General features: G+C 72.6%; 12 protein-coding genes and 1 pseudogene. 6 read left to right on the top strand and 7 right to left on the bottom strand.

Annotation, left to right across the window (positions count from 1 at the left end; translation table 11 throughout):
* Window position 1 precedes the first annotated feature (1 nt).
* The 3 genes from ABZV94_RS24375 to ABZV94_RS24385 are packed head-to-tail and all read right to left on the bottom strand — an operon-like array spanning window position 2 to window position 3,158.
* Window positions 2-895: an ABC transporter permease gene (locus tag ABZV94_RS24375; RefSeq protein ID WP_356343596.1), complete on the bottom strand. Its 894-nt coding sequence runs from the start codon at window positions 893-895 to the stop codon at window positions 2-4.
* Between the two features lie 3 nt (window positions 896-898).
* Window positions 899-2,098, bottom strand: a complete 1,200-nt coding sequence (locus ABZV94_RS24380; protein ID WP_356343599.1) for an ABC transporter substrate-binding protein — start codon at window positions 2,096-2,098, stop codon at window positions 899-901.
* A gap of 28 nt (window positions 2,099-2,126) precedes the next feature.
* Window positions 2,127-3,158, bottom strand: coding sequence for an ABC transporter ATP-binding protein (locus ABZV94_RS24385; protein WP_356343601.1), 1,032 nt, complete (start codon window positions 3,156-3,158; stop codon window positions 2,127-2,129).
* A gap of 110 nt (window positions 3,159-3,268) precedes the next feature.
* Between ABZV94_RS24385 and ABZV94_RS24390 the strand changes: the two genes are divergently transcribed.
* A complete protein-coding gene (locus ABZV94_RS24390) occupies window positions 3,269-4,009 on the top strand; it encodes a GntR family transcriptional regulator (RefSeq protein ID WP_356343603.1) in 741 nt (246 codons plus the stop codon).
* Between the two features lie 38 nt (window positions 4,010-4,047).
* Entirely contained in the window at window positions 4,048-4,809 is a 762-nt protein-coding gene (locus ABZV94_RS24395) for a cache domain-containing protein (protein ID WP_356343606.1), read from the top strand.
* A gap of 76 nt (window positions 4,810-4,885) precedes the next feature.
* Here ABZV94_RS24395 and ABZV94_RS24400 read toward each other — a convergent pair whose 3' ends face one another.
* Window positions 4,886-5,536, bottom strand: a complete 651-nt coding sequence (locus tag ABZV94_RS24400; protein ID WP_356343608.1) for an NAD(P)H-dependent oxidoreductase — start codon at window positions 5,534-5,536, stop codon at window positions 4,886-4,888.
* Between the two features lie 131 nt (window positions 5,537-5,667).
* On the opposite strand from ABZV94_RS24400, the gene ABZV94_RS24405 reads away from it, so the two are divergent.
* Window positions 5,668-6,060 carry a helix-turn-helix domain-containing protein gene (locus ABZV94_RS24405; RefSeq protein ID WP_356343610.1) on the top strand — a complete coding sequence of 131 codons (393 nt, stop codon included), beginning with the start codon at window positions 5,668-5,670 and terminating at the stop codon, window positions 6,058-6,060.
* A 194-nt stretch (window positions 6,061-6,254) separates the two neighbouring features.
* Window positions 6,255-7,640: a S41 family peptidase gene (locus ABZV94_RS24410; RefSeq protein ID WP_356343612.1), complete on the top strand. Its 1,386-nt coding sequence runs from the start codon at window positions 6,255-6,257 to the stop codon at window positions 7,638-7,640.
* Between the two features lie 47 nt (window positions 7,641-7,687).
* On the opposite strand, the gene ABZV94_RS24415 is transcribed toward ABZV94_RS24410, so the two are convergent.
* Window positions 7,688-9,166: a glutamate-cysteine ligase family protein gene (locus ABZV94_RS24415; RefSeq protein WP_356343614.1), complete on the bottom strand. Its 1,479-nt coding sequence runs from the start codon at window positions 9,164-9,166 to the stop codon at window positions 7,688-7,690.
* 496 nt (window positions 9,167-9,662) lie between these two features.
* Window positions 9,663-10,469 (bottom strand): SAM-dependent methyltransferase, encoded by an 807-nt coding sequence (locus ABZV94_RS24420; protein WP_356343616.1) that lies wholly within the window; start codon window positions 10,467-10,469, stop codon window positions 9,663-9,665.
* Between the two features lie 525 nt (window positions 10,470-10,994).
* Between ABZV94_RS24420 and ABZV94_RS24425 the strand changes: the two genes are divergently transcribed.
* Window positions 10,995-11,699 carry an SDR family oxidoreductase gene (locus ABZV94_RS24425; RefSeq protein WP_356343619.1) on the top strand — a complete coding sequence of 235 codons (705 nt, stop codon included), beginning with the start codon at window positions 10,995-10,997 and terminating at the stop codon, window positions 11,697-11,699.
* Window positions 11,700-11,890: 191 nt separating this feature from the next.
* A complete protein-coding gene (locus tag ABZV94_RS24430; protein WP_356343621.1) occupies window positions 11,891-13,369 on the top strand; it encodes a WGR domain-containing protein in 1,479 nt (492 codons plus the stop codon).
* Window positions 13,370-13,755: 386 nt separating this feature from the next.
* On the opposite strand, the pseudogene ABZV94_RS24435 reads toward ABZV94_RS24430, so the two are convergent.
* Window positions 13,756-14,838, bottom strand: a pseudogene (locus ABZV94_RS24435) (FAD-dependent oxidoreductase); the annotation flags it as partial.
* Between the last annotated feature and the right edge of the window lie 70 nt (window positions 14,839-14,908).

Consider the following 14,908-nt stretch of genomic DNA (forward strand, 5'->3'; position numbering starts at 1 on the left):
GCTACAGGCTGTTCAGGGCGCCCGTACGGCGGATCGCCAGCAGGTACAGGACGATCACGGCCACGGGCACGGTGCCGAGGGCGGCGGCCATGGGCAGGTTGAGTTCGATGTTGGAGTAGACGAGGTTGCCGATCAGCTGGGTCTTGCCGCCGACGATCTGCACGGTGATGTAGTCGCCGAGGCTGAGCGAGAAGGTGAACACCGAGCCGGCGGCGACCGAGGGCAGCACCATGGGCAGGACGACGGAGCGGAAGGTGCGCCCCGGCCGTGCCCCGAGGTCGGCGGAGGCGTCCAGCAGGTTGGCCGGGAGCTGTTCCAGTGCCGTGTGGATCGGCAGGATCATGTACGGCAGCCAGAGGTAGGTCAGGGTGAGGACGGTGGCCGGCAGGCCGTAGCCGGGGCCGCTCAGCCCGAACGGTGCGAGCATCCAGTCGGCGAGACCGCCCTCGGACAGGATCAGCCGCCACGCGTACACCTTGACCAGGTAACTCGCCCACAGCGGGGTGAGGATGGCGACGACGAGCAGCGGACGCCACTTCGGCCGGGCCACACGCGCGGTGTAGAAGGCGACCGGGAAGGCGATCACCGCGCACAGCGCGGTCACCGCGAGGGCCACCCCGACGCTGCGCAGGACGACCTGCCGGAAGACCGGTGTCGTGAACAGCGCGTGGAAGTTGTCCGTCGACCAGACCTTCACCACCTGGGAGGTGAAGGAGTCCGTCGTCCAGAAGGCGGAGACGAACAGCACCGCCAGCGAGCCGAGATACAGGACGGCGAGCCACAGCAGCGGGGCGGTGAGCAGGAGGGCCAGCCGCAGCCGGGGTCTGCGGTGCAGGGTTCCGGCGAGCCGCCTGACGGTGCCCCGGCCGGCGGCGGTCGGCAGATCGGTCGTCACGGCTCAGCCCTTGATCTCGGTCCAGGCCTGCACCCACTTCGCGTACGGCACGCAACGGACGTCCGTGCGGCCGTCGAGGCACTGCTCGATGGGCGTGTTCCAGAACGCGATCTTCTTCCAGTAGTTCTCGTCCGCGGCGTGGTAGACCGTGCAGAAGTTCTTGTCGCTGGTCTCGGCGCACGCCTTGGAGTTGGCGGGAGCCTCGCCGAAGTACTCGGCGACCTGGGCGTTGACCTTGGGGGAGACGATCCAGTCCAGCCACTTGTAGGCGCAGTTGGGGTGCTTGGCCTTGGCGGAGACCATCCAGGTGTCCGACCAGCCGGTCGAACCCTCCTTCGGGACCAGCGCCTTGACCTTCGCGCCCTCGGAGGCGGCCAGGTTGGCGATGACCTGCCAGGTGGTGCCGACGACCGAGTCCCCGCTCTTGAAGGCGGAGACCTCCTTGAGGTAGTCGCTCCAGTACTCGCCCACGTTCGCGTTCTGCTGCTTCAGCAGTGCCACGGCCGCGTCGAACTGCTTCTGGTCGAGCGCGTACGGGTCCTTGATCTTCAACTCCGGCTTGGTGGCCTTGAGGTACAGGGCCGCGTCGGCGATGTAGATGGGGGAGTCGTACGCGGTGACGTGCCCCTTGTAGCGGGAGGCGTCGTCGAAGACGGCGGACCAGGAGATGGGCGCGGGCTTGACCTTCGCGGTGTTGTACATCAGCAGGTTGGCGCCCCGGCCGTGCGGGATGCCGTACATCTTCCCCTTGACGGAGTTCCAGGCGCCGTTCTTCAGCCCGCTGAAGACGTCCTTGTAGTGGGGGACCAGGTCGGTGTTGACGGGGGCCGCGTCCCCTGAGGCGATCAGGCGCAGCGAGGCGTCGCCGGAGGCGGAGACGGCGTCGTACTCGCCGGTCTTCATCAGCTTGACCATCTCGTCGGAGCTGGCGGCGACCTTGGAGTGGACCTGGCACCCCGTCTGCTTCTCGAAGCCGGAGACCCAGTCCGCCTTGGGGTCGTTGGAGCCGTCCTCGACGTAGCCGGCCCAGGCGATGAGGTTGACCTGGCCCTCGGTCCTGCCCAGCTTGGTGGGGGCCTTGAGGTCGGGCGGGTTCAGGCCGGTGGCGGACGTGCCGCCGGAGCCGGAGGAGTCGCAGGCGGCGGCGAGCAGCAGCGCGGCGGCGCAGACGGCTGAGGCGCGCAGGGTACGGGTGAGGCGCACGGCGTTCTCCAGGGGGAGGGGGACGGTGTCAGGAGGGGAGCCGGACGGCGTGCCGGCGGTGCCACTGGAGGCGGACCCGGGTGCCGCGGTAGGCGGCGACGTCCGCGGAGGAGGTCTCCAGGTTCTGCTGGAGCGCGGTGAGCCGGCCGCCGCCGTCCAGGTCGACCAGGAAGCGGGTGGCGTCGCCCAGGTAGACGACCTCGGCGACGGTGCCGGTGGCCGTGGCGTGCTCGGGCTCGTCGGCCTCGGCGGACTCCTTCAGGACGCGGATCTTCTCCGGCCGGATGTTGTACGTGCCGGCGGAGCCGGTGATCCGCTGGGCCGCCTCGCCTTCGAGCAGGTTGGAGGTGCCCACGAAGGAGGCGACGAAGGGGGTCGCGGGGCGTTCGTAGATCTCCGCGGGGGTGCCGACCTGGGCGATGCGGCCCTGGTCGAAGACGGCGATCCGGTCGCTCATCGTCAGGGCCTCCTCCTGGTCGTGGGTGACGAAGACGAAGGTGATGCCGACCTCCCGCTGGATGGCCTTGAGTTCGACCTGCATCTGCTCGCGCAGCTTCAGGTCGAGCGCGCCGAGCGGCTCGTCCAGGAGCAGGACGCGGGGGCGGCCGACGAGCGCGCGGGCGAGTGCGACGCGCTGGCGCTGCCCGCCGGAGAGCTGGGCGGGCCGCCGCTGGCCGTAGCCTTCGAGGCGGACCTCGGCCAGCGCCTTGCGGGCCCGGACCAGGCGTTCCGCCTTGGGTGTCCGGCGGACCCGCAGGCCGTAGGCGACGTTCTGTTCGACCGTCATGTGCGGGAACAGGGCGTAGTCCTGGAAGACGGTGTGCACGTCCCGTTCGAACGGGGCGAGGCCGGTGACCTCCTGTCCGGCGAGTTCGATCCGGCCCTGGTCGGGGGTCTCGAACCCGGCGACGAGCCGGAGCACCGTCGTCTTCCCGGAGCCGGACGGGCCGAGCATCGAGAAGAACTCGCCGTCCCGGATCTCCAGGTCGACCCCGTCGACGGCGGTGGTCCCGCCGAACGACTTGCGCAGTCCCTGGAGCCGGATCGCCATTCCCTCCATACGGGAACCTTTCTGGCGCGCTGAACGTTGACAGTAAACATATGAAGTCATAGGTCATAGCTCAAGGTCCCCTTAGGGTAAAGCTTGAGTCAACGCACGAGGTGGTGACCGTGAGGCAGCACGAGATCGACGGAGGCGCCCGCAAGGCGGTCTTCAGCCCGGTGGACAGCCGGGCCCGTGTGGACGCGGTCGTCCGCCGCCTCGGCGACGCCATCGAGCTGGGCCTCCTCGCCGACGGCGAACAGCTCCCCGGCGAGAGCGAACTGGCCGGACAGCTCGGCGTCTCCACGGTCACCCTGCGCGAGGCGCTCATGGCGCTGCGGCAGCAGGGCCTGGTCACCACCCGCCGGGGCCGTGGCGGCGGCAGCTTCGTCTCCCTGCCCGAGGTCCCCGCCGACGACCGCCTCAGGACACGGCTGCGTGGCTGGAGCACCGAGGAGCTGCGCGACCTCGGCGACCACTGGGCCGCCCTGTCCGGCGCCGCCGCCCGGCTCGCCGCCCAGCGCACCGAACCCGCCGACCTCCAGCCCCTGCGCCGTACGGCCGAGGAGCTGGCGCACGCCGAGGACGCGGCGGCGCGCAGCCGGCTGTACGGCCGCTTCCACGTGGAACTCGCCGCCGCCGCGCAGTCCGCCCGGCTCACCCGCGAACAGGTCGCCCTCCAGAGCGAGGTGGGCGCCCTGCTCTGCCTCGTCCTCGCCGACGACGCATATCGTGAAGAAGTTGCGGACCGTCACCGCGCCGTCATCTCCGCCGTGCAAGATGGGGCGCACGAAACGGCCGGCACGCTGGCCGAGCGGTGCGTCAGGGAGTCGACGGCGCGGCTCGTCGCCGTGCGTCTCACCCTCTGACCGCGCCGCGTCCGGTTCTTCGTCCGCTGGAGGACACCATGGGCGTCAGCGCCGGGCTCGCCACTGTCGCGACGGACCCCGAGGCGTGGGTGGCCGCGCAGGTGTGCGGCGCGCTGGAGGCCGTCTTCGCGTCGGTCGCCGCCACCCGTGCCGACACCGCGGCCCTCCTGGAGCGGGTGGCCGCCGAGGGGCGCCGGCCCGCCAGCCGCGACCTCGCCGCGCTGCGCCCCGGTCTCCATCTGCGGCTGAACCACGAGGACCTGGTCTCCGGCGTCGGCTTCGTCGCGGCCCCCGGCCTGCTGGCCGACGTCCCGGCCTGGCTGGAGTGGTGGCAGGCGGGCGCCGACGGTGCCGTACGCCCCCTCCTCCTCGATCTCGACCCCGGGCGGTCGGCCTACTCCGACTACACGCACTGGGACTGGTTCGCGCTGCCCCGCGACACCGGACACCGCGCCGTCGCCGGACCGTACGTGGACTACCTGTGCTCCGACGAGTACAGCCTCACCCTGTCCGAACCGGTGAGGGTCCAGGGGCGGTTCGCCGGAGTGGCCGCAGCCGACGTGTACCTGCGGCACTTCGAGGCGGCCGTGCTCCCGCTGCTGCGGAGCCTGTCCCGGCCGGCCCGTCTGGTGAACGCCCGCGGCCGGGTCGCCGCCTCCGCCGACCCCGCCCACCTGGCCGGCTCCCTCACCAAGGGCCCGGACTTCGGCGCACTCCTCACCCTGGGACGGCCCGGTGGGTACGACGGCCTGCGGCTGGTGCCGTGCCCGGGCGTTCCGCTGGTGCTGGTCCTGGCCTGAGCGCGGCCCGGCCGGCCGCTCACGCGCGCGACCCCGGGCCGCCCGGGCCCGGGGTCCGTCGTGCGTACGGGGAGGGTCAGGCCGCGAGGCGCTCCGCGAGCTGCTTGGCCTTGCCGGCCGCGGCCTCGAAGGCCTGGTCGCGGGAGGCCTCGTACAGCGGGATCAGCTCGGCCATCGCCGGGTTCTGCGGGGCCATGGTCAGCTCCGGGACGATGAAGTCCAGGTCCATGCCCAGGGCGTCGGCGAGGACGGCCGTGAGGTAGTTCTGGACGTACTCGTACCCCTCGCGCGGGGTGCCCGGGGCGTAGGAGCCGCCCCGGCTGGCGACGACGGTCACCGGGGTGCCCTTGGCGGACGGCGCCTCGCCCGCGGTGCGGCCGAACAGGATCACGTTGTCCAGCCAGGCCTTGAGGGTCGACGGGATCGTGTAGTTGTACATCGGGGCGCCGATCAGCACCGCGTCGGCCTGCTCCAGCTCCTCGATCAGCTTGATGCGCTCCGCGAAGGCGGCGGCCTGCTCGGGGCTGTGCTCGGACGGCGGGACGAATCCGGCGAGGTGTGCCTCCGCCGAGAGGTGCGGGACGGGTTCCGCGGCCAGGTCGCGGTAGACGACCGTGCCCTGCGGGTGCTGCTCCTCCCAGTGCTCGCGGAAGGCCTTCGTCACGGCGCGGGAAGCCGACGCCTCGGTCGAGAACACGGACGAGTCGATGTGCAGCAGGGTGGGCATGGGGATTTCTCCAGAAATGGGCAGGACGGCCTGACGCCGGAAGACGCCGGCTAACGTTTCGTACATAGCTATGTTTAACACATCGACTTACTTTTTCTCAGCCCCCTACGGTGGGGTAGTAGGCTGGGGGCATGGCGGCGGAGCAGAACCACGACAGCGCGGCGTGCAAACGGGTGGACGACGGCATCACCCGTGTCTTCCAGTTGCTCGGCAAACGCTGGAGCGGCCCGATCGTGGCCGTCCTCGTCGAGCAGCCCGCGTACTTCGCCGACCTGCGGCGGGCCATCCCCGGCATCAGCGAACGCATGCTCGCCGACCGGCTCGCCGAACTGGCCGCGGCCGGCCTCGTGCTCCGCGAGGTCGACGAGGGTCCCCCGCTGCGCGTGTCCTACCGGCTGACCGAGTCCGGCGCCGCCCTGGAGCCCGCCCTGCGCAAACTGGCCGAGTGGGCCAAGGCCCACCTGCCCGAGGCGGCGGGCTGCCCCGAGACGAACCTGGAACAGCCGGCCGGCGCGCGGAACTAGGTGGTTCCTCCGGGGGGCTGGTGCCGGACGACTCGTTTTGAGGCGCGCAGAGGCGCCTTGCCGGACACGAGACGGGAGCGGGCGCCAGGGGGGTGTCCCCCCGGACGGTGCACCGGTTCGCCGGATGGCGGGGGGAGGCGGGTCCCGGACACGGTGGTGTTCCGCAAACGGCCGTACCGGAAGGAACCCTCCTCGTGCGCATCGTCACGGCCACCGTGGCCGCCCTGACCCTCGCCGTCACCGCCTTACCCGCCGCGTCCGCCGCGCCACAGGGCCCGCCCGCGGCCACCGACGGCGTGTGGCGCATGGACGGCTACGGCACCCTGCTCGTCCTCGGCGGGGCAGGACTGCGCGAGTACCAGACCACAGCCGTCAGCTGCATGGCGGGCGACACGGCACGGCGGACCGGCCCCGGCACCTACACCACGCCGGACGGCACCGTCCTCACCGTGCGGGCCGCCGGCCGCGCGCACGCCCGGCTCACCGCGGACGGCTCGGCCGGACACCGCCGGCTGACCCGGATCCGGGCCCTTCCCGCCGCCTGCACGCGCCCGCCCTCCAGCGACCCGCGCGCCGACTTCGACGTGCTCTGGCAGACCTTCGAGGAGAACTACCCCTTCTTCGCCCAGAAGGGCGTCGACTGGCACGCCGTCCGCGACCGGTACCGGCCGCAGGTCCACCGGAACACCACCAGGACCGAACTCTTCGACATCTTCAGCCGCATGCTCCGGCCCCTGTACGACGCCCACGTGGCGGTCAAGGACGGCGACCGGGTCTTCGCCGAGGTGCGGCCCGGCACGGAGCCGCCGACCCGGGAACTGGACGCGAAGGTCAAGAAGTTCGTCGTGGCCCGCGACCTGAAGGACGCCACCGGCCGCCAGGACTTCGCCGCCGGGCGGATCACCTACGCCGACCTGCGCGCAGACCTCGGCTACCTGCGGATCTCCGGTTTCGGCGGCTACGCCGGAGCCGACGCGCCCTACAGTGCGGAGCAGGCCGAACTCGACCGGACGCTCGACACCGTTCTCACCCCGGCCCGCACCCGGCACCTGAAGGGCCTGATCATCGACCTGCGCGTCAACGGCGGCGGCTCCGACGTCCTCGGCCTCCGCATCGCCGCACGGCTCACGGACACCGCGTACACCGCCTACGCCAAACGCGTCCGCAACGATCCGTCCGACCCCACCCGGCACACCCGCCCCGAACCCGTGCCCGTCGTCCCGGCCGACGCCCCCCGGTACACCGGCCCTGTCGCCGTCCTCACGGGCGGATCCACCGTCAGCGCCGGCGAGACCTTCACCCAGGCCCTGCTCGACCGGCCCGGGCGCACCGTGCGCATCGGCCGGCCCACCCAGGGCGTCTTCTCGGACGTCATGATGCGGCGCCTGGCCGACGGCATGCTCTTCGTGCTCCCGAACGAGGAGTACCTCACCCGTACCGGCCGCACCTTCGACGGCACGGGCATCCCGCCGCAGCTCACCGAACCGGTCTTCACCGAGGAGGAGTTCGCGCACGACCGCGACTCGGCGTTCGACAGGGCGGTCAGCGTCCTCACACCGCGCTCACCGTCCCACGGCTGACCGGTGCGCCCGCCGGCGATCACCCGGCGCCGGCCGCCCGCCCCGCATCAGTCGACCGGCCAGGTGTGCACCGGCGCGTTGAGGTGCATGTAGTCGATGTACACCTGGGTCATCCGGCGCAGCGCCTCGTGCCGGCCGGCGTGCGTGGTGCCGGCGATGTGATGGAACATCTCCTTCTGCCACACCGCTCCGTTGCGTGCCGTCACACACCGCTGCTCGATGACACCGAGCAGCGGCTCCCGCCACGCCGCGTCCATGCCGGAGTGCTCCAGCCCGCGGTGCGCGAGCGGCAGCAGCCGCCGCAGCACCAGCTCCGGCACCGGCACCTCGCCCATCCCGGGCCAGTACAGCAGCGCGTCGATGCCGTGCCGGGCGGCGGCGTGCAGGTTGTCCTCGGCGGCCGAGAAGGACATCCGCGACCACACCGGCCGGTCCTCCTCGACCAGGGCCCGGGTGAGGCCGTAGTAGAAGGCGCCGTTGGCGAGGGTGTCGGCCACGGTCGGCCCGGCGGGCAGCACCCGGTTCTCCACCCGGATGTGCGGCAGGTCGTTCGCGACGGCGTAGACCGGCCGGTTCCAGCGGTAGATCGTGCCGTTGTGCAGGGTCAGTTCGGACAACTCGGGGACGTCGCCGCGGTCCAGCGTCTGCGCCGGGTCCTGCTCGTCGCACAGGGGCAGGAGGGCCGGGAAGTACCGCAGGTTCTCCTCGAACAGATCGAAGACGCTGGTGATCCACCGCTCCCCGAACCACACCCGGGGCCGTACCCCCTGCACCTTGATCTCCTCCGGGCGGGTGTCGGTGGCCTGCTCGAACAGCGGGATCCGCGTCTCGTGCCACAGCTCCTTGCCGAACAGGAACGGGGAGTTGGCCGCGAGCGCCACCTGCACCCCCGCGATCGCCTGCGCCGCGTTCCAGTAGGCGGCGAACTCCTCCGGGGACACCTGCAGATGGAACTGCGTGCTCGTGCACGCGGCCTCCGGGGTGATCGTGTCGGCGTAGGTGTGCAGCCGGTCGGCTCCGTCGATCTCGATGCGCAGGTCCTCGCCGCGGGCCGCGAAGACCTGGTCGTTGAGCAGGCGGTAGCGGGGGTTCTCCGACAGGGTGTCCTCGCCGATGTCCTCGTGACGCAGCGTGGGCAGGATCCCGACCATGAGCAGGCGGGTGCCGACGGAGCGGGCCCGCTGGTCGGCGTGGTTCAGCGCGGCCCGGATCTCCGACTCCCAGGCGTCCGGGCCGCCCGCCGTCAGCCGCCGGGGCGGAACGTTGATCTCCAGGTTGAAGCGGCCCAGCTCGGTGGACCAGGCGGGGTCGGAGATCGCCTCCAGCACATCGCTGTTCCGCATCGCCGGCTCGGCGTCGGCATCCACCAGGTTCAGCTCGATCTCCAGGCCGACCTGTGGCCGCTCCGACTCGAACCGTGCCTCCCGCAGCATCTGCGCGAAGGCGTCCAGGCACTCCTGCATCTTGATCCGATACCGGCGGCGGTCCTCGCGGGTGAAGACGAGCGCCGGGACATCACGCCCCATCGACCCTCCAGCGTCCCTCATCGGACACCTTTCCTCCCAGCGTGGCACCAGCGGCTCGGGGCCACCAAGCGGACGGGGGTGTGGAGCGGGGGTGGGGGAGTGCCGGGAGAGGAGGAGTGCCGGACATAGGAGGCGCCGGGGAGGTGGAGCCTGTACGCGCGTGCGCGTCGATAAGGTGTCCGCTGGACCGGGCTCCCCGCACTTGCCGGCGGGCAGCAGCCGCACCCCCGCAGGTGGTAGCGGCACCCCCGCAGCAGGCGGCAGCCGCCGCACGGCCCTCGCGGGCGGGAGCCGTATCGCCGCGCGCGGTCCCGGCACCCCCGCGGGCGGCAGCCGTACCCACCCGCACGCGGTAGCCGCGCGCCCCCGCAGTCGGTAGCCGCGCGCCCCCGCAGGCGGCAGCCGTCCGCCGATCACGTCGAGAAGACCCCGTGAGCGACCCCCGTCGTCGGCCCGCGCGCCGCGGGGAGCGTGCGCGGGTCCGTCGGTCAGGCGGTCAGGCGGTCTTGCGGGCCACGGCGCCGTAGAAGCCGATCTCCGCCGAGTGGGGCGGCGGCGGGGTGTCCGGGCGCCAGAAGGGGACCTGGGCCAGGCCCGGTTCGACGAGGTCGAAATCCTCGAAGAACCGCTCCACCTCGGCGCGGGTGCGCAGGTTCAGGGATGCGGTCGCGTGGGAGTACACGGCTTGCGCGGCGCTGCGGTCGGCGAAGTCCCCGGTGGCGTGCGAGAGCACCAGGAAGCTGCCCGCGGGCAGCGCGTCGCGCAGCGTGGCGACGATCTCGGCGGGCCGGTCCGCGTCGGTGAGGAAGTGCAGGACGGCGACGAGGAGCAGGGCGACCGGCTGGTCGAAGTCGATGAGCTGGCGGACGTCGGGGTGGTCCAGGACGGCCCGCGGTTCCCGCAGGTCGCCGAGGATGATGCGGGTCGTGCCGGACCGGCTGAGCAGGGCGTTGCCGTGCGCGGCCACGATCGGGTCGTTGTCGACGTAGGCCACACGGACGTCCGGGTCCACCGACTGCGCCACCTCGTGCACGTTGGGCGACGTGGGCAGCCCGGTGCCGATGTCCAGGATCTGGTGGACCCCGCTGCCGACGACGTGCCGGACGGCGCGCTGCAGGAAGGCCCGGTTGGCCCGTACACCGACCCGTGCCTCGGGCGCCGCGGCGGCGAGTTGCTCACCGGCCCGCTGGTCGACCTCGTAGTGGTCCTTGCCGCCCAGCAGATAGTCGTAGATCCGCGCGGGATGCGGCTTGCTGGTGTCGATGTTCACGGCGTTCACGGCCTCGAAGCCGTCCTCTGTCACGCTGAGCTCCTCTCGACGGCCGTCACGGCCTCGGTCCGCACACGGCCGCGCACAGCTTCCCACACCACCGCTCAACTTCCGTCACCCCGTCGGGAGTTCCCGCAGGCCGCCGACCTCGGGCGACGCGGGGGCGTCAGTGCCGGACCTGTGCCGTCCGGGCCGGGACGGGGCGCCCGTGCGTCACCTCACCCGGCCGGACCCCTCCGGGTGGCTCGCGCGGGCGCGCCGTCGCAGGGTCGGAACAGGGTCGGGATCCGGAACGCCCGCGGAGGGCGACCCCATGGACCGGCACGTCGCCTGGCCGCTCGGCGGTGGCGGGCCGACCGGCGGGAGCGGGGAACGGTGAATCCATGCGCTCGGGCCGTTCCCCGCCCCGCCGGACCTCGCACGGTCACACGCCCTCATCGCACCGTTCGCGCGCGCCCGCGCACCCCACGAGACATGTCGGGGCTGCCGGCCTTGCCACGCGAAACCGATCGGTTTACGGTGGGGGAAACTGATCGGTTTCCGACTGTGGAGATGAACATGACCTCGATCAAGAACTCTGTCGCGCTGGTCACCGGCGGCAGCCGCGGTCTGGGCAAGGCGCTGGTGGAGGAGCTGTACGCGCGCGGCGCCGCCAAGGTGTACGCCACGGCCCGCGACCCGCGCAGCGTCACGCACCCCGACGCCGTACCGCTCGCGCTGGAGGTCACCGACCCCGAGTCCGTCGCGGCCGCCGCGGCGCAGGCGCAGGATGTCACCGTCCTGATCAACAACGCCGGCATCTCGGTCGGCGCGCGCTCCTTCCTGGACGCCGCGGTGGAGGACGTGCGCCGCGAGTTCGAGACCAACTTCTACGGACCGCTGATGGTCACCCGCGCCTTCGTGCCGGCCATCGAGCGCAACGGTGGCGGACACCTCCTCAACGTCCACTCCGTCCTCTCCTGGCTCGGCATCGCCGGCTCCTACAGCGCCACCAAGGCGGCCCTGTGGTCGCAGACCAACTCGCTCCGCCTGGAGCTGGGCGCCCGGGGCATCGGGGTCACCGGCCTGCACGTCGGCTATGTCGACACCGACATGGCGGCGCACGTGGACGGGCCGAAGTCCGCCCCCCGGGACGTCGCCGCGCTCGCCCTCGACGGCGTGGAGGCCGGTGCGTACGAGGTGCTGGCGGACGACATCAGCCGACAGGTCAAGGCGGGCCTCTCCGGAGACCTGGCCGCGCTGTACCCCCAGCTGGCGGCCTAGGTTTCACTCCGGGGCGAACGTGCCGCGGCTGGACGAGACCGGGTGACCCCCACCTGACACCGAACGCGCCCGGCCCCGGACCGGTCCCGGGGCCGGGCGTCCGGGGTGATTGTCAGTGGGGGCCTTTACGGTGAGGAGCAGTTGAGGACCTGCTGGAACGGCCGCGGGTCCGTCTGGGGGAGGGGTGTGCCATGTCCACGGCGTCCACGGCGTCCACGGCGACCACGGCATCCACGGTGTCGACGACGTACCTGGAGCTGTCGCAGGAGGGCGACGGCGCCCACAAGTTCTACGAAGTCACCGTCGACGGACAGGTGGTGACCGTGCGGTACGGCAGGATCGGCGCCGCCGGACAGACGCAGACGACGACGTTCCCGACCGCGGAGAAGGCGCGGGCAGCCGCCGCGAGGAAGGTGGGGGAGAAGGTCCGCAAGGGATACGCCCCGGCGGTCCCGGGACAGCGGGCACCCCGCGCGGTCACCCGCCGCCAGGTCAGCTCCGCGCCCTCCACCGCCCGTGCCGTGGCCCCGGTGCTGTGGCGCTTCCGCACCGGCTCCGCCGCGTTCGGCATCCACGTCGACGACGACCGCTGCTGGGTGGGCAACCAGGCCGGCGACGTCTACACCCTGGACCACCAGGGCGCCGTCCTCGCCCGGTACAGCCTGCCCGACGGGGTGAAGTGCCTGGTCGCGGACGACTTCTGGATCTACGCCGGCTGCGACGACGGCAAGGTCTACGACCTGTCCTCCAAACTCCCCTTCGCCGCCTACGACATCGCCGCCGACGTCGACATCTTCTGGCTGGACATCCACGAGGGCGTCCTGGACGTCTCGGACCGCGCCGGCCGGCTCACCGTCATCGACCACGAGGACGAACACCAGTGGTCCCGGCGCAGCCAGGGCGAACACGCCTGGATGGTCCGGGCCGACGACCGGGCCGTCTACCACGGTCACCACCGGGGCGTCACCGCGTACGCCCCGGACGGCGGCGGCGAACTGTGGCACACCCCGACGAAGGGCGGCGTGCTCTTCGGCTGGCAGGAACAGGACGCGGTGTACGCCGGCACCGCGCACCGCGTGGTCCAGCGGCTGTCCAAGGACACCGGCGCCATCGAGGCGACGTACGCGTGCGACAGCGCCGTGTACTCGTGCGCCACCTCGCCCGGCGGCCGGTTCGTGTTCGCCGGGGACGCGGCCTCGTCCGTCTACTGCTTCGACCGGGACGGCACCCGCCTGTGGAAGCTCGGCACGGGCAGCGGCTCGGCGCTTTCCATGCAGTACCGCGACGAACGGCTGTACCTGGTCACCACCGACGGATCGCTGGTGTGCGTCGACGCGAGCGAGGCGGCCGTCTCGGCGGCCCAGCAGGGCACGGTGCCCGCGGTGCGGGACGTCAAGCTCGCCGCCGCCACGCCGACGTACGCCCCGGCCACGGCGGTCGCCGCGGTGGCCACGGTCGCCCAGGCGCCCGCGGGCTCGGTCGTGGTCGAGTGCGTCCAGGACAGCGGCCGACTGCGCGTGCACGTGGTCTCCGACGGCTACGACCCCTCCTGGAACGTGCAGTTCCCGCGCGCGATACGCGAACCCGGCGCACGGTACGTCGTGGACGCCCTGCACCCTGCGGCGGGCGGCTTCTACCGCGTCCGCGGCGACATCCGCCGCCTGCTCTGACGCCGGATCACGCGACCGCACCGAGGGACCGGCAGGTCACCGGGCGCTCGTGAACGCGGCCCGGCTCGCCCGGTGCCGCCGTCTCCACCCGGTCCAGCCGAGCCCCCGGCCTCCGCGTCACCGCCTCCGCCGGACATCCGTCCGCGAACACCGCACCCACTCCGTCGTCCAGCGCCCAGCCGCCGGGCGGCACACCCTCGGCGACGGCTCGAGCCGGCGCCTCGCACACCGACCCCTCCCCGGTCCGCTCGCCTCCCTGCGGAACGGCTGGGGCTGCTGCCGGGTCCGTGGGCCCGCGGCACGGGCGGAACGGGATGTCCCGAACGACGCCCGGGCGATACCTCCCGGCCATCGAACACCGGGCGGCGGGGACGCGGAGGCGCGCGTCAGGGGCGCACCGGCGTCGCCCTCCCGAGGAAGTCCCGGGCCGTGGGGAGAGCCTGGGCGCGGTCGTCCGGGACCACACCGATGCGGGTGCGGCGGTCCAGGAGGTCGGACTCGTCCAGGGCGCCCTCGTGGCGCACCGCCCAGAGGAGTTCGGCGCGGGTGACGGGGTGGCCCGGGAGCACCGGCTCGGCCAGGGCGGGGTCCTGGGCGGCGAGGGCGTGGACCGCCACGGCCTCGGTGCCGTAGCGCAGGACCAGGCGGCGCGGTGCGGGCAGCACGCGCAGGCGTTCGGGGGCGGCGGCGCCGACCAGGGGCAGCGCGGCCGTGGGGGAGGGCGCGGCGCGCAGGCCCCGGGCCTCGGCCGCGGCGTCCACGGCGTCCTGCGCCATCCTCCGGTAGGTGGTGAGCTTGCCGCCGACCACCGTGGTGACACCGTCGGACGAGGTCAGCACCGCGTGCCGGCGGGAGATGTCGGACGTACGGACCGCCCCCTCCGGGCCGTCGTGCGCGGAGGTGTCCAGCAGCGGGCGCAGCCCGGCGAAGGCGCCGACGACCTCGTCCCGGGACACGGGGGCGTCGAGGACCGATCCGAGCACGTCCAGGAGGAAGCCGATGTCGGTCTCGGGTACCTCCGGCACGTCCGGGATCCCGCCGTCGACCGGTTCGTCGGTGAGGCCCACGTACACCCGGCCGTCCCCTTGGGGCAGGACCAGCACGAAGCGGTTGGTCTCCCCGGGTATCGGGACGTGCAGTCCGGCCGGCAGGGCGCCGAGCCGTTCCGAGCGCAGCACCAGGTGGGTGCCGCGGGAGGGCCGTACGCGGATGCCGTCGGTGAGGGCGCCCGCCCACACCCCGGTGGCGTTGATGACGGCGCGGGCCCTGATCTCGCCCTCCTCGCCGGTGAGTTCGTCGCGGATGCGGGCGCCGGTCCCGGTCAGCTCCAGCGCCCGTACCCGGGTCAGCACCCGGGCACCGTGCGCGGCGGCCGTCCGGGCCAGGGCGGTCACCAGACGGGCGTCGTCGGTCACCTTGCCGTCCCAGGACAGCAGCCCGCCGCGCAGTCCGGCCGCGCGGACCGAGGGCTATCCCTGACAGGAACACGACTTGACGGAAAGGTCGCGCTGATCACGGGCGCGACCGGCGGCCTCGGCA

The organism is Streptomyces sp. NPDC004658 (assembly GCF_040609555.1).
GTDB lineage: Bacteria > Actinomycetota > Actinomycetes > Streptomycetales > Streptomycetaceae > Streptomyces.

What these genes read in the sequence shown, in the direction of transcription:
- ABZV94_RS24405 (WP_356343610.1), top strand. Translation starts at nt 5,668, where the DNA reads ATGGCGGCGGAGCAGAACCACGACAGCGCGGCGTGCAAACGGGTGGAC.
- ABZV94_RS24430 (WP_356343621.1), top strand. Translation starts at nt 11,891, where the DNA reads ATGTCCACGGCGTCCACGGCGTCCACGGCGACCACGGCATCCACGGTG.
- ABZV94_RS24425 (WP_356343619.1), top strand. Translation starts at nt 10,995, where the DNA reads ATGACCTCGATCAAGAACTCTGTCGCGCTGGTCACCGGCGGCAGCCGC.
- ABZV94_RS24400 (WP_356343608.1), bottom strand. Translation starts at nt 5,536, where the DNA reads ATGCCCACCCTGCTGCACATCGACTCGTCCGTGTTCTCGACCGAGGCG.
- ABZV94_RS24395 (WP_356343606.1), top strand. Translation starts at nt 4,048, where the DNA reads ATGGGCGTCAGCGCCGGGCTCGCCACTGTCGCGACGGACCCCGAGGCG.
- ABZV94_RS24385 (WP_356343601.1), bottom strand. Translation starts at nt 3,158, where the DNA reads ATGGAGGGAATGGCGATCCGGCTCCAGGGACTGCGCAAGTCGTTCGGC.
- ABZV94_RS24415 (WP_356343614.1), bottom strand. Translation starts at nt 9,166, where the DNA reads ATGGGGCGTGATGTCCCGGCGCTCGTCTTCACCCGCGAGGACCGCCGC.